Genomic DNA, 21,377 nt, shown 5'->3' on the forward strand with positions numbered 1-21,377 from the left:
CGCAAAGCCAGAACGACGAGCCTGGCATCGCCGTGTCAATCACATCGCGCGGACAAACCGGCGAAAGCCGGGCGCGCCGGTCAGCGCGGCGAAGGCGGCGTCGCGCTTTTCTTCGGCGAAGGCAAAGCCGGCCTTGGCGTAGCAACGCTCGGCGGCAACGTTGCCGATCAGGAACGAGATCGACGCCTGCGCAAAACCCGCGGCCTTGCCGTCGGCGAGCGCGCGGGCGATCAACCCCTGCACCAGGCCGCCGCCGCGATAGGCCGGATCGGTGGCGACATGCTCGATCAGCCAGTCGCCCTCACCGCCCTGCACCCAGCAATCGCGGGCGTAGGCACCGCGCGTGAAGATCGCCGCCGCATCATCGCCGGTCTCGGCCGCAACCTCCGCGATCGCCGCGCGCACGGCGGCGAGCGTTCCCGCGGCCGGCAGTGCGCACAGCGCCGCGGCCGGCACGCCATCGACCTCGGCGATCAGGAAATGGGCCACGTGATACCATGACCGCGCCCGCGCAATTGCGAGCCGCGCCATGAAAGCCAGACACTCCGGCTCGGAGCGAGCGAGCGCGATGTCGCACCAGCCGCGCGGCAGCGCGCCGCGCTGCGCGGCCTGCACGATGCGGGCGATGAAGGCCGCATCGTCAGAATTGGCGGGACGGATCGATGATCCTCCCGCCATGGTCATCTCAGGTGTTCTTCAGCGCGACGCGGAATTCGGCCTCGGTCTTGGCCTTGACCTCGTCGAGGGTGACGCCGTCGGCGAGCTCGACCAGCGCCATGCCGTCATTGCCGTGCTTGTCGATGGTGAACACGGCAAGATCGGTGACCACCATGTCGACGACGCGCTCGCCGGTCAGCGGCAGATTGCACTGCTTGAGCAGCTTTGGGCCGTCCTTGGCGGAATGCTCCATCACCACGACGACGCGCTTGACGCCGGCGACGAGGTCCATGGCGCCGCCCATGCCCTTCACCATCTTGCCGGGGATCATCCAGTTGGCGAGGTCGCCGTTCTGCGCCACCTGCATGGCGCCGAGGATCGACAGATCGATATGGCCGCCGCGCACCATGCCGAAGGAATCGGCCGAGGAGAAATAGCTGGTCGAGGGCAGCTCGCTGACGGTCTGCTTGCCGGCATTGATCAGGTCGGCGTCGACCTCGTCCTCGTAGGGGAACGGGCCCATGCCGAGCATGCCGTTCTCGCTCTGCAGGCTGACGTCGATGCCGTCAGGGATGTAGTTCGACACCAGCGTCGGGATGCCGATGCCGAGATTGACGTAGAAGCCGTCGCGCAACTCCTTGGCGGCGCGGGCGGCCATTTGTTCACGGGTCCAGGCCATGAGGCTCTCCTGACGAATTGCTGGTTACGCTGCGGGCCGCGGACGGGTGTTGCGGAACTCGATCCGCTTCTTCGCCGTGCCGACCTCGATGATGCGCTTGACGAAAATGCCGGGGGTGTGGATGTGGTCCGGATCGATCTCGCCGGCCGGCACCAGGTGCTCGACCTCGGCGACGGTGACCTTCGCGGCGGTCGCCATCATCGGGTTAAAGTTGCGCGCGGTCTTGCGGTAGACCAGGTTGCCGGCGGTGTCGCCCTTCCAGGCGTGGACGATGGCGAGGTCGGCGAACAGGCCGCGCTCCATGATGTATTTCTGGCCGTCGAATTCCTTCACTTCCTTGCCTTCGGCGATCAGCGTGCCGACGCCGGTCTTGGTGAAGAAGGCCGGGATGCCGGCGCCGCCGGCGCGGATGCGCTCGGCCAGCGTGCCCTGCGGGTTGAACTCGAGCTCGAGCTCGCCGGCGAGATATTGCTGGGCGAACAGCTTGTTCTCGCCGACATAGGACGAGATCATCTTCTTGATCTGGCGGGTTTCCAGCAGGCGGCTCAAGCCGATGCCGTCGACGCCGGCATTGTTGGAGACCACCGTCAGGCCCTTGACGCCGGAATCGCGGATCGCGTCCGACAGGGTCTCGGCGATGCCGCAGAGGCCGAAGCCGCCCGACATGATCATGATGCCGTCCTTGAGGAGACCATCGAGTGCCGATTTGGCGTCGGGATAAACCTTGTTCATGAAACAAATACCTGATGGAGGGCGCGAAACCGCGGTGGCGTCGGGGATTATTAGGCGAAATCTTCGCAATGCGTCAATCACGGCCAAGGGGTGGCAAGGCGGCGGCGGGGCGCGGCAGCCTGCGACACCAACATGGCCTTGAAAGCGACAAGAAAACCCTTCAAGTTGCGGGGGTTGGCTCGGGCTACCAAGCGCCGCCCGCAGTGCTCGACGACGACCCGACAAAACCTCAACCCGACCCGGACATGTCATTGACGATGGCCCAAGGAATTAAGCGCCTGGGGATGCCGATCGCGGCGCTTTTCGGCCTCGCGGTGATCGGCCTGGTCGGCACGTCGTGGTTCCTCAACCGGGACGCGCTGCAGCGTGCGGTGGAGGCGCAGATCCGCGCCGTGACCGGGCTCGAACTGGTCGTCAACGGAAACATTGACGTCTCGGTGTTTCCGGGCAGCTACGTCTCCTTTCATAATGTCGGCCTGAAGGGTGCCGATACCATCGACCCCGCGCTGCAGGTCGACGTGCTGACCGCCAACCTGCGGCTGCTGCCGCTGTTGCTGCGGCGGTTCGAGATCGCCGACGTCATGATGCTGCGGCCGCATATCCATGTGGTGCGCGACGCGGCCGGCGAGAGCAACTGGACACCGTTCGTCGAGACCATCGCGAAGGCGATGACACCCGGCGCCGAGAATGCGGTGTCGTTCTCCGAGATCCGGATCCAGGACGGCGAGCTGAACTACGAGGACGGCACCAACCATGTTTCCGAAAAGCTCGGCGACATCGACCTGTCGCTGGCCTGGCCGTCGATCTCGCGCTCTTTCGCCGCAACCGGCCAGTTCGACTGGCGCGGCGAGCGCGTCGACGGCTCGATTGCCGCCAGCGATTTCGCCGCGCTGCTGTCGGGCGACCGCTCCGGCCTCAAGGCGCGGCTGTCGAGCGCGCCGCTGAAGGTTGCGTTCGACGGAACCGTCGCCAACCGCTCCAGTCTGATGATGGAGGGCGTCGCGACCATGGACAGCCCGTCGCTGCGCAATGCGCTGCGCTGGATGGGACAGGCACCGCCCGGCGGTGGCGGCGGCTTCGGCCGCTTCGCCCTGAAGGCGCGCACCAACGTGGTCGGCGGCTCGATCGCGTTCACCAATGTCAATGTCGAGCTCGACGGCAACGTCGCCGAAGGCGTCATGACCTACGTCAATAACGGCCGGCAGACGCTGCAGGCGACGCTTGCGGCCGGCAATCTCGACTTCACGCCCTACATCTCGACCTTCCGCCTGCTGGCGAGCGGCCAGCGCGATTGGAACAGGCAGCTGTTCGACCTGTCCTCGCTGTCCTCGACCGACCTCGACATGCGGCTGTCGGCGGCGAAGGTGACCGTCGGTCCGTCCAAGCTCGGCCGCACCGCGCTCGGCGCAAACTTGCGCGGCGGCGCGCTGGCGCTCAGCGTCGGCGAGGCGCAGATGTTCGGCGGCATCGCCAAGGGCTCGTTCGCGATCGCGCGCTCGGACGCGGTCGCCGACGTGCGGGCGCAATTCCAGTTCACCGATGTCGATTTGCAGGCCTGCGCCAGCGAATTGTTCGGCATCACAAAGCTGTCCGGCCGCGGCAATCTCGGCGTCTCGCTGATGGCCTCGGGCTCGAGCCCGTTCGGCCTCGCCTCCTCGCTCGACGGCAGCGCCACGCTGAACGGCCATGACGGCGCGATCGCGGGCTTCAATGTCGAGCAGCTGCTGCGGCGGCTGGAGAAGCGGCCACTGTCCGGCGGCGGCAATTTCCGCTCCGGCTCGACGCCCTATGACAACCTCAACATCTCGGTGAAATTCGCCGACGGGATTGCGACCGCCGAGGACATCCGCGTCGAGGGGCCGGCGGCGCGGATCACGCTGACCGGCACCGCCTCGGTGCCGTCGCGCGAATACGACCTCAAGGGCGTCGCCAGCCTGACTGCGGCGTCCAGCGGCGGCAAGGCCTACGATCTGCCGTTCGTGGTGCAGGGCCCGTGGGACGATCCCTTGATCTTCCCCGATCCGGATATCCTGATCCGGCGCTCGCCCGGCGCTGCGCAATTGATCGACTCGCTGAAGGACCCCAAGGCGCGCGACGCGGTGCGCGGGGTGCTCGACCGCCTCACCGGCGGCGGCGCACGGCAGGCGGCGCCCGATGCGGCGACGCCGGCGAACGGACCGGCCGCGGCCGCCGAGAATGCCAAGTCGAACTGAGAGCAAGTCGAACTGAGAAGTCGAACTGATCCATTCACTTTTCGCATCGATGTGCCGGGACTGATCCACATTCGCACCGCGAGCCCCTACTGAAGTCGTCGCCGCGACATCTTTATCAGCTCACGGCCATGCGCTAGTGTTTTATCCAACCGGTTAAAAAAGCCGGCCTCACTGAGGGAGAACAACGTGAGATCCAAGGTTATTGCTGCGCTTTCACTCGCGGTCGCTGCGGTCGGCCTTTTCGCCGCAACTGCACCCGCTTTGGCCCAGGGCAAGACGATTACCGTCTGGTGGGGCAAGGGATTTTACAAGTCCGAAGACGACGCGCTGATCGAGACCATCAAGAAGTTCGAGGCCAAGACCGGGATCAAGGTCGAGCTGTCGCAATACGCGATCCAGGACATGATCCCGAAGACGGTCGCCGCGCTCGATTCCGGCACCGTGCCCGACGTCGCCTATTCCGACAGCTATGACGTACAGGCGCAGGGCAAATGGGCCTATGAGGGCAAGCTCGAGGATCTCTCCGACATCCTGCTGCCGATGAAGGACGCGTTCGCGCCGAACACGCTGGAGACGGCGCTGCTCTACAACGACGTCGCCAAGAAGAAGACCTATTACGGCTTCCCGCTGAAGCAGCAGAGCATGCACGTCCAGATCTGGGGCGACATGCTGGAGAAGGCCGGCTTCAAGGCCGCCGACATTCCGACCAAGTGGGAGGACTACTGGACCTTCTGGTGCGACAAGGTGCAGCCGGCGATCCGCAAGGCGACCGGTCAGCGCATCTATGGCGTCGGCCAGCCGATGGGCGTGGAATCCACCGACTCCTTCCAGTCGTTCTACACCTTCATGGACGCCTACCACGTCAAGCTGGTCGACGACGACGGCAAGCTCTTGGTCGACGATCCCAAGGTGCGCGACGCGCTGATCCACGCGCTGAAGGACTACACCGACACCTACATCAAGGGCTGCTCGCCGCCTTCCTCCACGACCTGGAAGGACCCGGACAACAACGTCGCCTTCCACAACAAGACGATCGTGATGACGCACAATTTCACGATCTCGATCGCGGCGAAGTGGTTCGAGGATTCCACCAACCCGGCGCTCACCGACGCACAGCGCGCCGCCGGCAAGCAGGCCTATGAGCAGGACATCATCACCGCCTCGTTCCCGAAGGCGCCGGACGGCTCGACGATCCGCTACCGCTCCGACGTCAAGACCGGGCTGATCTTCGCCAACGCCAAGAACAAGGCCGAGGGCAAGCAGTTCATCGCGTTCCTGATGCAGGAAGAGAACCTGCGGCCCTACATCGAGGGCGCGCTCGGCCGCTGGTTCCCGGTGACCAAGGCCAGCCAGGCCAGCCCGTTCTGGCAGGCCGACCGGCATCGCAAGGCGGTGTGGAATCAGTTCACCGGCGGCACCGCGCCGTTCGACTTTACCAAGAACTGGAAGTTCACCATCTTGAACAACGAGAACGTCTGGGCCAAGGCGATGAACCGCGTGGTCAGCGAGAAGGTGCCGGTGGACAAGGCCGTCGACGAATTGATCGCCCGCATCAAGCAGGTCGCGGGTTGATAGTAACTCCCCCTCTCCCCGCTCTTCGCGGGGAGAGGGCCGGGGTGAGGGGCTTTCTCCGCGAGCGATGCGCGTGGATAGTCCCGTACCCCCTCACCCGGATCACATCTGCGATGTGATCCGACCTCTCCCCGCAAGCGGGGAGAGGTGCAAGAGACCAAGAGACGAGGACGAGTTAGCGAACCATGGCAATCACGATTTCCGGCGATCAGGCGTTACCAGGCCCGCCGCTGTCGGCGCGGCTGACGCCGCCGCAGGTCTGGGGCATCGTGCTGCTCACGCCCTATCTGCTGGTGTTTCTCGCCTTCGTGCTCTACCCGGTCGGCTACGGGTTGTGGCTGGCCCGCGAGCCGGCGAGCTATGTCGCGCTCTATCATGACCCGATTTTCGCGCGCGCCGCGGTCAACACGCTGATCTTCCTGGTCATCGGTATCAACATCAAGATGCTGATCGCACTGTTCCTGTCCGGCTTCTTTGCCCAGCAGCGTCCCTGGATCAGATGGCTGTCGGTGATCTTCATCCTGCCCTGGGCGGTGCCGTCGATCCCGACCATCCTGTCGGTGCGCTTCATGCTCAATCCGGAATGGGGCGTGGTCAATCAATTGATCTTCAAGTTCACCGGCGAGGACGGCCCGAACTGGCTGAACGATCCGGCGGTGGCGCTCGCCATGGCGATCGGCGTGCACATCTGGAAGTCGCTGCCGTTCTGGACGCTGATCCTGCTGACCGGACGGCTCGCCATCTCGCATGATTTGTACGAGGCATCCGACGTCGACGGCGCCAATTGGTGGCAGAAATTCCGCTACATCACCTGGCCGTCGATGCAGACGCTGTACGTCACCTGCACGCTGCTCTCGATGATCTGGACGCTGGGCGACTTCAACAGCGTCTATCTGCTCACCGGCGGCGGGCCGGCCGACCTCACCCACGTGCTGTCGACGCTCGGCATCCGCTATCTCCGCCTCGACCAGCTCTCGCTGGCGATGGCCTCGATCGTCTGCGCCATGCCGTTCGTGCTGCCGCTGGTCTATTTCATGATGAAACGGTTGTCGCGATGAAGCTGCCCACCCTCCGCGAAGTCGGCACCGAAGCCAAGCTGCTCTTGATCGGCATCCCGGTCTTCATCTGGACCATGATTCCGATCTATCACATGTTCCTGTTCGCGATCTCGCCGAAGGAGGACGCGTTCTCCGGCAAGCTGTGGCCGAACCATCCGACGCTGCACAATTTCTCGATCGTGTTTCACCAGCAGCATTACTTCCTGCGCGACTTCTGGATCCAGTTCTGGAATTCGACGGTGATCGCGCTCGCCGCCGGCGCGGTGACGCTGTTCGTCGCGACCGCCGCCGCATTCTCGATCTCGCGGCTGAAGGTGCCGGGCGGCCGCGCCGTGATGAATCTCGCGCTGTTCACCTATTTCATCCCGGCCGCGTTCCTCGCCGTGCCGATGTACCGCACCATGGGCAATTACGGCCTCTTGAACAATCACTGGTCGCTGATCCTCGCGATGGTGACGATCGCCTCGCCCTACGCGATCTGGGTGCTGAAGCAGGCCTCCGACAAGCTGCCGGTCGAGCTCGACGAGGCCGCGACGATGGACGGCGCCACCACGCTGCAGCTGTTCCGCCTGGTCTATGTGCCGTTGATGATGCCCTCGCTGGTCGCGATCGGCACCTACGCCATCCTGCTCGCCTGGAACGAATATCTCTACGCCTTCCTGCTGCTGTCGAAGGACACCGACATCACGCTGCCGGTCGCGCTCGGCAACTTCCTCGCCGCCGACGATTCGCCGTGGGAGCTGTTGATGACCACCGGCTTCATCTACGCACTGCCGCCGGCCGCGGTCTACTACGCCTTCAAGCGCTACATGGTGGGCGGCCTGACCGCCGGCGCGGTGAAGTCGTGACGCCTCACAGCGTTTTCGAGCACGTGAGGTGAGCACGCTGCCCAGGCTCCCTCCCCCCTTGCGGGAGAGGGTGGGGAGAGGGGTGCCCCGGGTGAGATGATTGACGCTAGCGCCGGTCTCGCAATCTCGATCGCCCTTCGTCGAAGCGCTGAACGGAGAGAGTGTGCCGTGTAGTACCCCTCTCCCCAACCCTCCCCCGCAAGGGGGGAGGGAGCCCTTCCGCCGGTGGCTCCCATCACGTCCGGCGGCACGTGCAAGCTCTCTCTCCTCACTGCGTTAGCAACCGACGTGAGGCGAGCACGCTGCCCAGGCTCCCTCCCCCCTTGCGGGGGAGGGTGGGGAGAGGGGTGCCCCCGGGTGAGATGATTGACGCGAGCTTCGGTCTCGCAATCTCGATCGCGCTTCGTTGAAGCGCTGAATGGAGAGAGTGTGCCGTGTGGTACCCCTCTCCCCAACCCTCCCCCGCAAGGGGGGAGGGAGCTCTTCCGCCGGTGGCTCCCTCACGGCGCGCAAGGAAAAGCGCCGAAACGAGAGTCTACAGCGGCGCGGCGCTCTCGCCGCGCGCGTTGGTCAGCTTCGAGGCGAACGAGGCCACCACGATGATCACGGCGATCAGCGCGATGAACATCGTGCAGATCGCGTTGATCTCGGGTTTCACGCCGAGCCGGACCTCGGAATAGATCCGGATCGGCAGCGTCGCCGAGCCGGGCCCGGTGGTGAAGCTCGCGATCACGACGTCGTCGAGCGACAGGATGAAGGCCAGCATCCAGCCGGCGACGATCGCCGGCACGATCTGCGGCAAGGTCACCAGCAGGAAGGCGCGCACCGGATCGCAGCCGAGATCCATCGCCGCTTCCTCCAGGCTGCGGTCGAGCACGGCGAGGCGCGACTGCACCACGACGGTGACGAAGCACATCGTCAGCGTGGTGTGCGCGATCGTCACCGTCCAGAAGCCGCGTTCGGCGTTCAGCGCCACGAACAGCAGCAGCAGCGACAGGCCGGAGATCACCTCGGGCATGACCAGCGGCGAATACAGCATGCCGGAGAACAGCGCCCGGCCGCGGAACCGCTCGCCGCGCGCCAGCCCGATCGCTGCCAGCGTGCCGAGCAACGCCGCCAGCGTCGCGGATACCGCGGCGACGACAAGGCTCATCCAGGCGGCGTCCAGCATGGCGCGGTCGTTGAAGAACTCGTGGTACCAGCGCAGCGACCAGCCGCCCCACACCGTCACCAGCCGCGAGGCGTTGAAGGAGTAGATGACGAGAATAACGATCGGCAGATAGAGGAACGCGAGCCCAAGCGCCAGCGAGGTCATGTTGAAGCGCGTGAGGCGGGTGACCGTGCGCGCCATCAGCCGCGTCCTTCGAGCTGGCGCCGCTGCAGGCGGTCGTAGAGCACGAGCGGCGGCACCAGCAGCAGCAGCAGCGCCACCGCGGCGGCGGAGGCCACCGGCCAGTCCTTGTTGGTGAAGAACTCCAGCCACAGCGTCTGCCCGATCATCAGCGAACCCGAGCCGGCGAGCAGGTCGGGGATCACGAACTCGCCAACGATCGGGATGAAGCAAAGCAACGCGCCGGCGCCGACGCCCGGCAGCGACAGCGGGAACGTCACCAGCCAGAACGCCTGGCGCGGCGAGGCGCCGAGATCGCCGGCCGCCTCCAGGAGCGCGGCATCCATCTTCGACAGCGTCGCGTAGAGCGGCAGGATCATGAACGGCAGATAGGAATAGATGATGCCGAGATACATCGCGCTGTCGGTCGACAGCCAGACCACCGGCGCGGAGACGATGTGCAGCGCCAGCAGGATCTGGTTGAGCAGCCCGTCATGCTGCAAGATGTTGATCCAGGCATAGATCCGGATCAGGAACGAGGTCCAGAACGGCACGATCACCAGCATCATCGCGACGCCTTGCCAGCGCTGCGGCAATCGCGCCATGCCGTAGGCGATCGGGTATCCGATCACGAGCAGGATCAGCGTCGAGGTCACCGCGACGACGAGGCTGCGCAGATAGGACAGGATGTAGAGATTGTCGGAGACCAGCAGCCTGAAATTGTCGAACGACAATTGCGCAAACGCCGCTGCCAGCGCCGCGCGGCCCTCGGTGAAATCGAACACCGGCGTGTAGGGCGGCTGCGCGATCGCGGTCTGCGACAGGCTGATCTTCAGCACGAAGCCGAACGGCACCAGAAAGAACAGCACCATCCAGAGATAGGGCGCGATCGCGGCGAACCGCGCCGGACGGGCGAAGATGCGGCGCGCGCTCATTGCTCCAGCACCAGGCAGTCGTCGGCGGTGAACCACGCCACCACGCGCTGGCCGGCGAGATAGGCGTCGACATCGAGCCGCGCGGTGTTGGCCATCGCGGCGCGCACCACCGCGCCGGATTCCAGCTTCACCTTGTAGGTGGTGACGCCGCCGAGATAGTTGGCTTCGGTGACGACGCCGTCGAGCCGGTTGATCGCCTGCGGACCGCCCTCCTCGACGGCCGGCGCGCGGCGCGACAGCTTGACCTTCTCGGGGCGGATCGCGACGCTGACCACGTTCTTCGTCACCGGCGGCCACAATTCGGAGACCGTGAGCGTTCCCGCCTCCGAGGTCGAGATGGTCAGGCGGCTGTGACCGCTGGCGATCACCTGTCCCTCGAACAGATTGATGTCGCCGACGAACTCCGCGATCCAGCGCGTCGCCGGCGCCTCGTAGAGATTGCGCGGGGTCGCGACCTGGACCAGACGGCCGGCGTTCATCACCCCGATCCGGCCGGCCATCGTCATCGCCTCCTCCTGGTCGTGGGTGACGATGACGAAGGTGGTGCCGAGCCGGCGCTGCAGCTCCATCAGTTCGGCCTGCGTGCTCTCGCGCAGCTTCTTGTCGAGCGCAGCGAGCGGCTCGTCGAGCAGCAGCACCTGCGGGCGGCGCGCCAGCGAGCGCGCCAGCGCGACGCGCTGCCGCTGCCCGCCGGAGAGCTGGTCCGGCTTGCGCTTCTCCATGCCCTCCAGCCTGACCAGCGCCACCATCTCCGCGACGCGGGTCGCGATCTCGGCGCGCGGCATGCCGGCACGCCTCAGCCCAAAAGCGATGTTGTCGCGCACCGACAGATGCGGAAACAGCGCATAGTTCTGGAACATCATGTTGACGGGACGCTCGTGCGGCAGCACCTGCGCGATGTCGTTGCCGCCGAGCAGGATGCGGCCCTCGTCCGGCGTCTCGAACCCGGCCAGCATGCGCAGCAGCGTGGTCTTGCCGCAGCCGCTCGGGCCGAGCAGCGCAAAAAACTCGCCGGCGCGGATGTCGAGCGAGAGCTGGTCGACCGCGCGAAAATTGCCGAACGATTTCGCGACGCCTTCGATGCGCAGCAAGGGCATGTCGAGCCCGGCCGATTCCACCATCGGCCTCGCCGCCTCCGCGGTCGCTTCGCTTGACGTCACGTCGTTCAGCCCCGATTCCCCACAGCTCCGATAATGGCCGCAAGCTAGCGGCGGATCGCCACCGGCTCAACCGCCTCACGCGGCAACTCCCGCAATATTGTCGCCTCTCTCATCTCTGGTAAGCTTCGCGCCGAATTCGGGAGGACAACCGATGAAGCTCGACCGCTACGGCCTGCCGCTGACCACCGCCTCCGACCGCGCCGCCGCCTACTTTGTCGACGGCGTCGATCGCATGCTCGCCGCCCTGCATGGCGCGGACGCGGCGTTCGACGCGGCGATCGCCGAGGATCCCGATTTCGCGATGGCCCATCTCGGGCGCGCCCGCGTGCACCAGCTCAACATGGAAGCCGGCGATGCCCGCGCCAAGGCAGCCAAGGCCCGAGAGCTGGCCGCGGCCGCCAGCCCGCGCGAGCGCCAGCACATCGAAACCATCGCGGCCGCGATCGAAGGCCAGGCCAAAAAAGCCCTGACGTTGGCCGAGCAGCATCTGCAGGACTATCCGCGCGACGCGCCGGTGCTGTCGCTCTTGCTCGGCGCCTTCGGCCTCTATGCCTTCTCGGGCCGTGCCGACCATGACGCGGCGCGCCTTGCGGTTTGCGAACGCTACGCCGCCGATTATGGCGACGACTGGTGGTTCCTGACCTATCTCGGCTGGTCGAAGACCGAGGCCGGCGACGTCGTCTCGGGCCGCGCCATCACCGAGCGCGGCTATGCGCTGAAGCCGGAGAATGCCGGCGCCGCCCACGCCGTGGCGCATGCGCTGTTCGAGCAGGGCAGCGGCGCGGAGGGCCGCGCGTTCCTCTCGGCCTGGCTGCCGGCGAACGACCGCACCAGCTTTCTGCAGGGCCACCTCGCCTGGCATCTCGCGCTGATCGACCTCGAAGAGGGCGACGCCGACGCCGCGCTCGATATCTACGAGCGTCACATCAAGCCGGCGGGCCGGCCCTATCCGCCGCTCAACATCTATACCGACACCGCTTCGCTGCTGTGGCGGCTGGCGCTCGCCGGCAAGACCGGCCTCGAGCCGCATTGGAAGGATGTCGCCGCTTACGGCGACGGCTATTTCCCGAAAGCCGGCGCGCATTTCGCCGACGTCCACCAGGCGCTGGTCGCGGCCACCACCAAGGGCGATGCGCTCGACAGACGGCTCACCGAGATGGAGGCGCGCCACGCCGACGGCAAGCTGGCGCCCGGCGCACCTGCGATCGGCCTCTGCCGCGGCATCGCCGCCTTCGCCGCCGGCGATCATGGCGAGGCGGTGCGCATCCTCGCCCCGCTGATGCCCGAACTGGTGCGGATCGGCGGCAGCCACGCCCAGCGCGAATTGTGGGAAGACACGTTCATTGTGGCCTGCCTGCGCTCAGGCCAGGGCCGGCAGGCCAGCGCCCTGATCTCGGAGCGCCTGCACCGCCGCCCGTCGCGGCGCGATCAGATCTGGTCGCAAGAGGCGGCACGGCAGTAATGGGAGCCGTAGCCCGGATGGAGCGCAGCGCAATCCGGGGCCGCTTTATCGGCGGATAGACCGTCCCGGATTACGCTGCGCTCCATCCGGGCTACAAGTGCCTCTTCTCCTTCCCCCTGAAAGGAGGAAGGGTTTAACGGCCTTCGCCCGAAAAGTAGCCGCGGGTTGCTGGGTCGTGGATGGCGCCGCTGCAGGTCGCGCCGCAGCAGGGGCGGCGGCAGGTCGCGCGCGCGACTCGCGGCGACCGTTCACCCTGATCATTTGCTTCCTTCCAGTTGTCACAGGAAGTCATGCCGATGACTGAGCGTCGCGCCGCTCAGTAGTTCGGGCAAACCCAGCGGCCGTAGGCGTCGTAGCCGCAGCCGCCGCGGTAGTAAGCGCCCGTCGCGGCTGCGCCGACTGCGGCCGCGCCCACTGCCGCCGCACCTACACCGTAGCCGCGATAACCGTAGCCGCGATAACCATAGCGCCCGCCGCGCACAGCGACCGCACCACCCCGGTATCCACGAGCAGCGACAGCGCCGCCGCGGGGCCCTCGAACTGCGACAGCTCCTCCGCCATGAAAGCCTCCCGCGCGCACACCGCCGCCGCGTCGGGCGAAAGCGTCGTCGGGAGTGAAGGTGATCAGCAGCATGGCTGCGGCTGCCGAAGCGATGAGAATTCGACGCAACATTGGCGCGCTCCTTTCCTCAAGAGACGAACCCGCGGACACCTGCGCATCGCGCCGAACCGCGGGTCTGAGCGAAGCCTCACGCGCGGGAGCTGAACGCCCTTGATCTGGATCAAACAAACCTCAGAGACGACTTCACGCCAACTGAGGCGGCGTCTGTTGAGTGCCCCAGCAACGTTGGGGGTAGTAGGGGGCCTGTTGCTGGAGCCAACCGGCCCGAGGGGCCGGGCCAAGTTCGTGCTCAGATAAACAGAGCGACGGCGGTTATCGCGATAGGGCACAGCCCCAATACAATGATGACCGCCCGGACTAGCAATTCGGTCATGACACAACCTCAAGTCTACCAACATAGGTTAAGGGACTGCTGTCCGAGCGCATAGTGCAATTTGTGCCAGTTCAGCTCTTTCCCGAGCCGCCGGTGAGGGACAGGTGCATCCAATGATCGCGCGCTCGGCTGGCCGAACCTTGGGCGCGTCGAGGCGAGCTAGGACGGCTTACTCGGCGTGAATGACGGAGAACCCTGCGGTCACGCTTTCGGGGTCAGGTAACGACAGCAGGGCAAGAAGTCCCGCAGTGACCAGAAAGAGCATCAGCCCAATACGCAAAACCAACAGCTTCTCTAAGTTCTGCACCTTCGGCGGCCTCATAAGAACACGGCAATCTTAAGCGGCCATCTCTTCGCGCTTATGCTCGCTGGGTTCGACATGGAGGGCGCGTTTCCTACCGTTTGCGCTTCGCTCGCATCGCGGCGGCGAATTCCCTACCCTCATTCACCCATGTTTCGAGCGGCAGGTCGTTGAGGTTCTTAACATTGACGCGATGGGTGTCACACAGCCCGTCGTCATCGAACGCAAAACACCAATAGCCTTTCCAGTGTCGATACAGCTTCAGACACGGGTCGCCGATCAAGTGGACGACCGTCACCGAGTTGAACATGTCAGTTCTGCCTGCCCCCAGAGCTTCTTTTGGTGACCCGACCTGGGCCCGTCGTACCTGGATCAATATCGCAAATCGGCGAGCGTGCCGGTTAGCGCTAGTGCCGGCGTTAAACCGCCGGTGAACGCTACGCACGGACGTTCGGAGCCGCTTGTGAAATTATGCCAATCATTTGCGATTTGAGGCCAATGATCCGGATGGATATTTGTAATCCATCGCGTCGCCCTAATTGACGAACAGGCGTTCCCCGCTGCCGTGACAACGGACAAACAGCGCCTGTGCGGTGATGATCCGCTTTGCTCTGGCGAGCAAGGCGACCTTCCCTTTGCAAGGGGAGGTGAGCCGTAGCCCGGATGGAGCGCAGCGCAATCCGGGGCCGCTTTGTCCACGGATAGACCTTCCCGGATTACGCTGCGCTCCATCCGGGCTACAAGTGCCTCTTCTCCTTCCCCCTGAAAGGGGGAAGGTCGGGATGGGGGTCAGCCGCGGGCTCCGCTGTATGGAGAGAGCAGATCCCCACCCGCTTGCTCTCGCGAGCAAAGCGACCTCCCCTTTGCAAGGGGAGGTTTGAGAGCCCGCTCAGTCGCGCTTCGCCATGAAGGCCGCGAGCGCCTCGCGGTCGGCTTCCGGCATGCTGAGCCCGAGCTTCGTGCGCCGCCACAACACGTCGTCCGGAAAGCGCGCCCATTCCCGTTGCATCAGATAGCGCACCTCCGCGCCGGTCAGTTCGGGGCCGAACGCGGGGCCGAGATCGGCCTTCTGCTTGGCATCGCCCAGGATCTCCTCGACGTTCAGCCCGTAGGCGGCCACCAGCCGCCGCGCCTCCGCCTCGCCGAGAAAGCGCCAGCGGTCGCGGGCGATGTCGACCTCGGTCTCGAAGCGCCGCCAGGCGAACGCGCCGCCGGGCAACGGCGCCGTCGACGTCCAGCGCGGCGTCATCGGATAGAACCGGGTGAACTCGGAGACGGCGCGCTCGGCACGACGCCGCGACGTCGTGACATCGCCGCCGAGCATGGTGAGCAACGGTGCCCGGCCGCGTCCAAAATCGAGGGTCATCGCTCCATCGCGCGAAGCCCGGCCCGCGATCACGGAATTGGCGCCGGACACCGTCCGGACCACGTCGAACGGCGCGATCTGCTGGCGAAAGTAGCGATTGGCCGCCTCGCAGAGATAGGCGACGTCATGCACGCCCATCGCAACCACGGCCGGATCGCCCTTGAAGGCGTGACCGACCGTGCCGATCAGGGTGAACTCGCGCTCATAGGGGCTGGCGAAGATCAGCCGGCGGTCGCTGTTCTGAAACACATAGACATTGTCGTTGTCGAACAGCTTGCGCACCACGATCTGGCCGATCTGCACGCTCGCGAGCGGCGGCGCCGGCACGCGCAGCACGGTGTCGGCGACGGAGGCGGCCCATGCGCCCGTGGCGTTGACCAGCGACCGCGCCGTGATCACCTGGCGATAGCCGCGATCGATCACGGCCAGCCGCCAGACGTCACCGCGGTCCGCCCGGGCCACGCGCGCGCCGGTGCGGATGTCGGCGCCGCGCGCGGCGGCATCGACGGCGTTGAGCACCACGAGCCGGGAATCGTCGACGATGCAGTCGGAATATTCGAACGCGGTTCCGAACGGCCGTTTCAGCGCATCACCGATCGGATGGTGCGTGACGTCGACCGTGGTCGAGCGCGGCAGCCCGCTGCGCGACGCCAGGCGGTCGTAGAGCAGCAGCCAGGTGCGCAGCTGCCAGAGCGGCCGCTCCTCGGCATGCGCCGGGATCGCAAAGCGCACCGGCCGCACCAGATGCGGCGCGATGCGCAGCCAGACATCGCGCTCCTTCAACGCGGTGCGGACGCGGAACAAGGCACGGCGCTCCAGCCCGGCGAGGTCGCCATGGATCAGCCGCGGCGAAGCCTGCGAGGCGCCGGAGGCGAGATCGCCCTGCTCGAGCAGGATCACGCGCAGGCCGCGGCCGGCGGCATCGCGCGCAACGCTGGTGCCGTTCAAGCCGCCGCCGATGATCGCAAGATCGTAGTCCGCCATGCGCAACGCCTATCGCATTTCCGTGCGAACGGAATACGTCTTCGCACGCAAATCGCGTCACGGCATGGCGCGCCACATACTCGGTGTCGTCCCCCGGCTTGCCGCCTTCGCAAGGTGCTTCGGCGTGCCTGATACCGAGCCCCGTCGAAGCCTTGGCGGAGACGGGACCGGGGGACCCAGTACGCCGCGGCCTCTCAATCAATCACAGCGGCCCCCATTCCCATGCCGTCATGGCCGGGCTTGTGCGGGTGATGACACCGAGCAAGTTGAGCAGGCCAACCCGTCACCCTGAGCGTCGCCGCACGGAAACGCTTCGCTCTCCCGCCCGCGGGGGCGAGGGGCGACGTCGGCACAATTTCGGAATATTGGAAGATTACCCCTGACTTGCCCGACGTGTCAAGCGCCTGGTCGAACGCCGGCCGCCGCCGGCTACTTTGCATGGGGTTGTTTTCGCCATATTGGTCCCGCCCCTCCATCCCGCGCTAGCCCGCACCAACAGAGGCAAAGAAGGGCTCGGGTCCATCGGCCTCCACGAGCTTCTTCCCCTCGATCACCCAGAACCGGTTGGCGACCTCGCGCACGAACTGGCGATCGTGCGACACCAAGAGGCAGCTGGCCTGTTGTTCCATCAACTCCGCTTCCAGCGCCTCCTGCCCCTCGATGTCGAGGTGGTTGGTCGGCTCGTCGAGCAGATAGAAGTTCGGCTGGGTCAGCCGCAGCACCAGCATGCCAAGCCGGGCCTTCTGCCCGCCCGACAGCCGCCCGATCGGACGGCCTTGCATCTCGATCGACAGGCCGGCGCCGGCGAGCAGGCCGCGCGCACGCTGGTCGCCGACCTCGAAGCGGCGGGTCAGCATCCGCATCGGCGTGTCGGTATCGGTGAGATCGGCGAGCGCCTGGTCGCAATAGCCCAGCACCAGCGATTCCGTCGCCTTGATCTCGGCCATCGCCGTCTCGGGATGCTCGATTGCCTGGCGCAGCGCCGTGACGAAGCGGGTCTTGCCCGCGCCATTCGGTCCCAGCAAGGCGATGCGATCGCCCTTGCAGATGAATTGCTGGCCGGTCCGGAACAGCAGCCGTCCGTCCGGCGCGGCGATGGCGGCGTTGTCGAGCCTGATCAGAACCTTGGCACGGGTATCGCGGTTGGCGAGCCGGATGGTGCCGGCGGAGCGTTCGAGATGCGCCGGCTTCGCTGTCTCCTCGAGCTTCTCGGCGCGCTGCTTCAACTGCTTGGTCTTCGACAGCAAGAGATCGCTGCCGGAATTGATGCCGAGGTTGTTGAGCTTCGCCGCCTGCTGGCGGAGCTGCCGCACCGTCTTCATGTCCCTGGCGTAGCGCCGCTCATCCGCGGCATCCACCTCGTCGAGCGCGGCGCGCGCCGGCGTATAGGGCAGCGCGAAAAGCGCCGAGCGTTCCGGGCGCAAAAACAGCGTCCGGTTGGTGGTCGCATCGAGAAAGGCGCGGTCGTGGCTTGCGATCACCACCGGCATTTCGCGCGGCAGCGCGGTCAGCCACGCCTCGAGCCGGCCGATCTTGGCGAGATCGAGATGGTTGGTCGGCTCGTCCAGCAGCAGCACGTCGGGCTCGGTCACCAGAGTGCGGGCGAGCATGGCAAAGCGCAGCCAGCCGCCGCTGAGTTGCTGCAGCGGTCGTTCCCACAGCTCCTCCGGCACCTCGAGCGATTGCAGGGCGACATCGACCCGCCAGGCTTCGCTGGCGCGCTGCTCGCTGGCTAGCATCGCGAGAACGGCGGCGTGAAACGGCGCCTCCAGCAGCGCCGATGGTGCGTCCTGCTCGACATGACCGATGGTCAGGCCGCGCGATCGGGTGATCTCGCCTTGGTTCGCCTCCATGGTGCCGGCGATACAGCGCAGCAGCGTGGATTTGCCGCGGCCGTTGGCGGCGACGAGGCCGATGCGGTCGCCGGCATTGACGACGAGGTTGAGCTCGGAAAACAGCGGCGCGTTCAGCGTCACGCCGAGATTGCGTATGTTGATGAGGGTCACGATCAAGTCTCTGGTCTTGCCGGCGAACGCGACATCCCGAGGCAGCAGCCATCATCGGATGGGCGTGTCGAAGCGCGGCAGGGATTGAGGTGCAGGCACAAACGCTCACGCGTTCGGCGCCGCACGGCCACGAAGGGCAGACCAGGAAGAAGTGCTACGCGAGTTTCCGGTCAGCCCTGCAAACGCATTTGCAGGGCGCTACCGGGGCCACGCCGCAGGTGGTGATCGGCATATCTGGTCACGACGCAGCCCTCCTTTCGCGGTTGGAATGTTGTGGGCTTGAAACTTAGCCGCGCATGCAACCGATGGCAAGCGCAGGCCGCCTACCCGGCCTTGCGCACGGTCTCCAGGAGATGGCCGCCGCCGACCAGTGCGGCGTATTGGCCGATCGGCGCCGGCTTGCCGAGCAGATAGCCCTGCACCGCGTCGCAGCCCTCCTCGGCGAGGAAGCCGAGCTGCGCCTCGGTCTCGACGCCCTCGGCGACGATCGACATTTCGAGGCCATGGCCGAGATCGATCACGGCGCGCACGATCGCGGCCGATTGCGGGTTGCGGCCGAGATTGATGACGAAGGCGCGGTCGATCTTGATCTTGTCGAACGGGAACGCCTGCAGATAGCTCAGCGATGAATAGCCGCTGCCGAAATCGTCCATTGAGATGCGCACGCCGAGCGCCTTCAGCCGCCGCAGCAGCGACAGGCCGCGGTCGAGATCCTCGATCAGCACGCCTTCGGTGATTTCGAGCTCGAGCCGATCGGGGGTCAGCCCGGTTTCGAGCAGGATCGAATGCACGAGGCCGACGAGGTCGCCATGGGTGAACTGCGCCGGCGACAGGTTGACCGCGATCTGCAGCGGCACCGCCCAGGACGCCGCCTCGCGGCAGGCTTCGCGCAGGATCCATTCGCCCATCTCGACGATCAGGCCGCTCTCTTCGGCGAGCGGAATGAAGTCGCCGGGCGGCACGAAGCCGCGCAGCGGATGGTGCCAGCGCGCCAGCGCCTCGAAACCGATCACCGAGCTTTCCGCAGCGCTCGCGCCCGCCGTCGTCTGCGGCTGGTAGTAGAGCGACAATTCGCCGTTCTTGATCGCGACCGACAGCTCCTGGTGCAGCACGCGGCGGTCGCGGATCTGCTGGTCCATCTCCGGCTCGTAGATCGAGATCGTGCCGCGCGACTTCGCCTTGGCGCGGAACAACGCCGCGCCGGAATTGGCGAGCAGCGAGGCCGCGTCGGAGCCGTTGTGCGGGAACACGGCAATGCCGGTCGTGATGCCGGTGCGCACCGACTTGCCGTCGATGACAAAATCCTCGCCGAACGCCTCCGCCGCCTGTTCGGCCAGCGCGATGCCTGCGGCAGGCTGCTTGCCGTCGATGATCAGGCCGAATTCGTCGCCGGACAGCCGCGCCACGACGCCGCCGCGCGCCACCGATTGCAGGCGCTGCGCGACCTCGATCAGCACCTTGTCGCCCATCGCATGGCCGAAGACGTCGTTGATCTCCTTCAGCCCGTCGAGATCGACGCAGAGCACGGCGAACTCCTCGTCAGTGCCGGCGCAGGCTTCGATCATCTGGGTCAGCGCCTGCAGGAACGCGGCGCGGTTCGGCAGATCGGTCAGGCCGTCATGATAGGCCATGTGCGCCATCCGCGACTCGGTCTGGCGCCGGTCGGTGACGTCCTCATGGGTCTTGATCAGATATTGCGGCTCGCCATGGTCGTCGAGCACGGTCATGCGGCGGGTCAGGAACAGCCGCAGGCCGTCCTTGGTCGAGATCGGGTGCTCCTCGGCGACCATGCTGCGCTTGCGGATCGCCGCCTCGTCGCGGGCGATGATCAGCTTGGCCTCGCGCGGATTGAAGATGTCGGTGGCGGTCAGCCCGGTGGCGTCCTCGCGGCGGCGGTTGAGGATGGTCTCGGCGCTGCGGTTGGCGAGCAGATAGCCGCCGTCGCTGACGCGCTGGACGATCAGCGAGACCGGGATGTTGTCGACCACCAGTTCGAGGAATTTCTTGTTGTTCTCAAGCTCGCGCGACAGCGAGCGGCGGTCGGTGACGTCCTCGAACAGGGCGATCAGGAATTCCGGTTCGCCCGCCTCGTTGCGGGCGACGACGCGATTGGAGGCGAGAATGCGCTTCTCCGCGCCGCGCTCGACGACGAATTCGCTGCGATGGTATCCCGCCGGCGCATCCAGCGCCGCACGGTCGGCGGACGCGATGCTGGCGGCGGTCTCGGGGCGGAAGATCTCGTCGGCGTGCCTGCCGACGATATGATCGCGCGAGAAGCGGGAGAAGCGCTCGAAAGCGCGGTTGGCGAAGATGTAGCGGCCATCCTCGATGTTCTTGGCCGCGACGCAGACCGGGACGTTGTCGAGCACCGATTCCAGGAATTGGGTGGTCGACGCCAGCTTGCGCGACAGCTGGCGCTGGTCGGTGCAATCGAGATGGGTCGCCACCGAACCGCCGTTCGGCAACGGAAAATATTTCACCAGCACCGAGCGGCCGCCCGGCAGTTCGGTGACCATGCCTTCGGGCGCCGCGGCCCTGGTGTAGAAATCGTCGGGGCTGACGTCGAGCGCGCCGCGGCTGCGGCGCAGCTCCAGCAGCTCGGGCCCGGTCATGTTGCGGCGGATGTCGGCACGCGACAGGCCGTAGATGTCGAGATAGCGATCGTTGCAGAACACGATCCGCCCGCAGGCGTCGGTCATCACCACGCCCTGGTTGAGGTGGTTGAGGGCGGACGAGACGAAGGCGTTGCGACGGAGTTGCGATCGCTTGGCCTTGCGCAGCGCTGACAGGATCCAGAGCCCGATGGCACCAAGGAAGGAGGCGACGACGACGCTGCCGATCAAGAGCTCCCAGACCACGTTGGGATCGAGGTCACCGAGATAGCCCGACGGCGCAAAGGAGCCGGAGCCCGCCCAGGCGGCGCTGCTCCCCGTGGTGACGGCAATCAGGCAAAGCCCGGCCCTTGCCGGAATCGAATCCTGCCCGCCCGCCTGCCACTTCCTTCCACTCATCAGTCACCCGCGGATTTCGCGGCGGAGTGTCCGGGGTCGGCGGTTTGGATCGGGTAAACGCACACCGA

Annotated in this window: 16 protein-coding genes; 5 read left to right on the forward strand and 11 right to left on the reverse strand. The window is 66.0% G+C overall.

What is annotated here, in order from left to right; genetic code table 11:
- Positions 1-39: 39 nt before the first annotated feature.
- The 3 genes from XH93_RS37745 to XH93_RS37755 are packed head-to-tail and all read right to left on the reverse strand — an operon-like array spanning position 40 to position 2,068.
- The gene (locus XH93_RS37745; protein WP_371814862.1) at positions 40-678 is read right to left on the reverse strand and encodes a GNAT family N-acetyltransferase; all 639 of its coding nucleotides are present in this window, start codon (positions 676-678) and stop codon (positions 40-42) included.
- Between the two features lie 7 nt (positions 679-685).
- Complete coding sequence (locus tag XH93_RS37750; protein ID WP_139486597.1) at positions 686-1,336, reverse strand: 3-oxoacid CoA-transferase subunit B; 651 nt, start codon at positions 1,334-1,336, stop codon at positions 686-688.
- Positions 1,337-1,360: 24 nt separating this feature from the next.
- Positions 1,361-2,068 carry a CoA transferase subunit A gene (locus tag XH93_RS37755; protein ID WP_139486596.1) on the reverse strand — a complete coding sequence of 236 codons (708 nt, stop codon included), beginning with the start codon at positions 2,066-2,068 and terminating at the stop codon, positions 1,361-1,363.
- A gap of 257 nt (positions 2,069-2,325) precedes the next feature.
- Between XH93_RS37755 and XH93_RS37760 the strand changes: the two genes are divergently transcribed.
- The 4 genes from XH93_RS37760 to XH93_RS37775 all read left to right on the forward strand — a co-directional run bounded on the left by XH93_RS37760 (position 2,326) and on the right by XH93_RS37775 (position 7,759).
- Positions 2,326-4,281, forward strand: a complete 1,956-nt coding sequence (locus XH93_RS37760) for an AsmA family protein (RefSeq protein ID WP_172627163.1) — start codon at positions 2,326-2,328, stop codon at positions 4,279-4,281.
- A 186-nt stretch (positions 4,282-4,467) separates the two neighbouring features.
- Entirely contained in the window at positions 4,468-5,853 is a 1,386-nt protein-coding gene (locus XH93_RS37765; protein WP_139486594.1) for an ABC transporter substrate-binding protein, read from the forward strand.
- Positions 5,854-6,038: 185 nt separating this feature from the next.
- Entirely contained in the window at positions 6,039-6,911 is an 873-nt protein-coding gene (locus XH93_RS37770; protein WP_139486593.1) for a carbohydrate ABC transporter permease, read from the forward strand.
- A complete protein-coding gene (locus XH93_RS37775) occupies positions 6,908-7,759 on the forward strand; it encodes a carbohydrate ABC transporter permease (protein WP_194471340.1) in 852 nt (283 codons plus the stop codon). The genes XH93_RS37770 and XH93_RS37775 overlap by 4 nt, the downstream gene beginning before the upstream one ends.
- Positions 7,760-8,294: 535 nt before the next feature.
- Here XH93_RS37775 and XH93_RS37780 read toward each other — a convergent pair.
- The 3 genes from XH93_RS37780 to XH93_RS37790 are packed head-to-tail and all read right to left on the reverse strand — an operon-like array spanning position 8,295 to position 11,145.
- Positions 8,295-9,110, reverse strand: coding sequence for an ABC transporter permease (locus XH93_RS37780; protein WP_194471341.1), 816 nt, complete (start codon positions 9,108-9,110; stop codon positions 8,295-8,297).
- Positions 9,110-10,024, reverse strand: coding sequence for an ABC transporter permease (locus XH93_RS37785; RefSeq protein ID WP_194471342.1), 915 nt, complete (start codon positions 10,022-10,024; stop codon positions 9,110-9,112). Before XH93_RS37785 ends, XH93_RS37780 begins: the two co-directional genes overlap by 1 nt.
- A complete protein-coding gene (locus tag XH93_RS37790; protein WP_194475495.1) occupies positions 10,021-11,145 on the reverse strand; it encodes an ABC transporter ATP-binding protein in 1,125 nt (374 codons plus the stop codon). The genes XH93_RS37785 and XH93_RS37790 overlap by 4 nt, the downstream gene beginning before the upstream one ends.
- 271 nt (positions 11,146-11,416) lie before the next feature.
- Here XH93_RS37790 and XH93_RS37795 point away from each other — a divergent pair, with 271 nt between their 5' ends.
- Positions 11,417-12,646 (forward strand): tetratricopeptide repeat protein, encoded by a 1,230-nt coding sequence (locus tag XH93_RS37795; RefSeq protein ID WP_194475496.1) that lies wholly within the window; start codon positions 11,417-11,419, stop codon positions 12,644-12,646.
- Between the two features lie 316 nt (positions 12,647-12,962).
- On the opposite strand, the gene XH93_RS42635 is transcribed toward XH93_RS37795, so the two are convergent.
- From XH93_RS42635 to XH93_RS37815, 5 genes are all read right to left on the reverse strand, one after another.
- Positions 12,963-13,319, reverse strand: a complete 357-nt coding sequence (locus XH93_RS42635) for a hypothetical protein (RefSeq protein WP_246799423.1) — start codon at positions 13,317-13,319, stop codon at positions 12,963-12,965.
- A gap of 717 nt (positions 13,320-14,036) precedes the next feature.
- Positions 14,037-14,252, reverse strand: coding sequence for a hypothetical protein (locus tag XH93_RS37800; protein WP_194471343.1), 216 nt, complete (start codon positions 14,250-14,252; stop codon positions 14,037-14,039).
- A gap of 579 nt (positions 14,253-14,831) precedes the next feature.
- Complete coding sequence (locus XH93_RS37805; protein ID WP_194471344.1) at positions 14,832-16,292, reverse strand: glycerol-3-phosphate dehydrogenase; 1,461 nt, start codon at positions 16,290-16,292, stop codon at positions 14,832-14,834.
- A 482-nt stretch (positions 16,293-16,774) separates the two neighbouring features.
- Entirely contained in the window at positions 16,775-18,298 is a 1,524-nt protein-coding gene (locus XH93_RS37810) for an ABC-F family ATP-binding cassette domain-containing protein (RefSeq protein WP_194471345.1), read from the reverse strand.
- 323 nt (positions 18,299-18,621) lie between these two features.
- A complete protein-coding gene (locus XH93_RS37815; RefSeq protein ID WP_194471346.1) occupies positions 18,622-21,309 on the reverse strand; it encodes an EAL domain-containing protein in 2,688 nt (895 codons plus the stop codon).
- Positions 21,310-21,377 lie beyond the last annotated feature (68 nt).

Source organism: Bradyrhizobium sp. CCBAU 51753, assembly GCF_015291565.1.
Lineage (GTDB): Bacteria > Pseudomonadota > Alphaproteobacteria > Rhizobiales > Xanthobacteraceae > Bradyrhizobium > Bradyrhizobium ivorense.

Bases quoted from the DNA above. Each gene is read 5' to 3' on its own strand.
- XH93_RS37745 (WP_371814862.1), bottom strand. From the start codon at position 678: ATGGCGGGAGGATCATCGATCCGTCCCGCCAATTCTGACGATGCGGCC.
- XH93_RS37750 (WP_139486597.1), bottom strand. From the start codon at position 1,336: ATGGCCTGGACCCGTGAACAAATGGCCGCCCGCGCCGCCAAGGAGTTG.
- XH93_RS37755 (WP_139486596.1), bottom strand. From the start codon at position 2,068: ATGAACAAGGTTTATCCCGACGCCAAATCGGCACTCGATGGTCTCCTC.
- XH93_RS37760 (WP_172627163.1), top strand. From the start codon at position 2,326: ATGGCCCAAGGAATTAAGCGCCTGGGGATGCCGATCGCGGCGCTTTTC.
- XH93_RS37770 (WP_139486593.1), top strand. From the start codon at position 6,039: ATGGCAATCACGATTTCCGGCGATCAGGCGTTACCAGGCCCGCCGCTG.
- XH93_RS37775 (WP_194471340.1), top strand. From the start codon at position 6,908: ATGAAGCTGCCCACCCTCCGCGAAGTCGGCACCGAAGCCAAGCTGCTC.
- XH93_RS37780 (WP_194471341.1), bottom strand. From the start codon at position 9,110: ATGGCGCGCACGGTCACCCGCCTCACGCGCTTCAACATGACCTCGCTG.
- XH93_RS37785 (WP_194471342.1), bottom strand. From the start codon at position 10,024: ATGAGCGCGCGCCGCATCTTCGCCCGTCCGGCGCGGTTCGCCGCGATC.
- XH93_RS37790 (WP_194475495.1), bottom strand. From the start codon at position 11,145: ATGGTGGAATCGGCCGGGCTCGACATGCCCTTGCTGCGCATCGAAGGC.
- XH93_RS37795 (WP_194475496.1), top strand. From the start codon at position 11,417: ATGCTCGCCGCCCTGCATGGCGCGGACGCGGCGTTCGACGCGGCGATC.
- XH93_RS42635 (WP_246799423.1), bottom strand. From the start codon at position 13,319: ATGTTGCGTCGAATTCTCATCGCTTCGGCAGCCGCAGCCATGCTGCTG.
- XH93_RS37800 (WP_194471343.1), bottom strand. From the start codon at position 14,252: ATGTTCAACTCGGTGACGGTCGTCCACTTGATCGGCGACCCGTGTCTG.
- XH93_RS37805 (WP_194471344.1), bottom strand. From the start codon at position 16,292: ATGGCGGACTACGATCTTGCGATCATCGGCGGCGGCTTGAACGGCACC.
- XH93_RS37815 (WP_194471346.1), bottom strand. From the start codon at position 21,309: ATGAGTGGAAGGAAGTGGCAGGCGGGCGGGCAGGATTCGATTCCGGCA.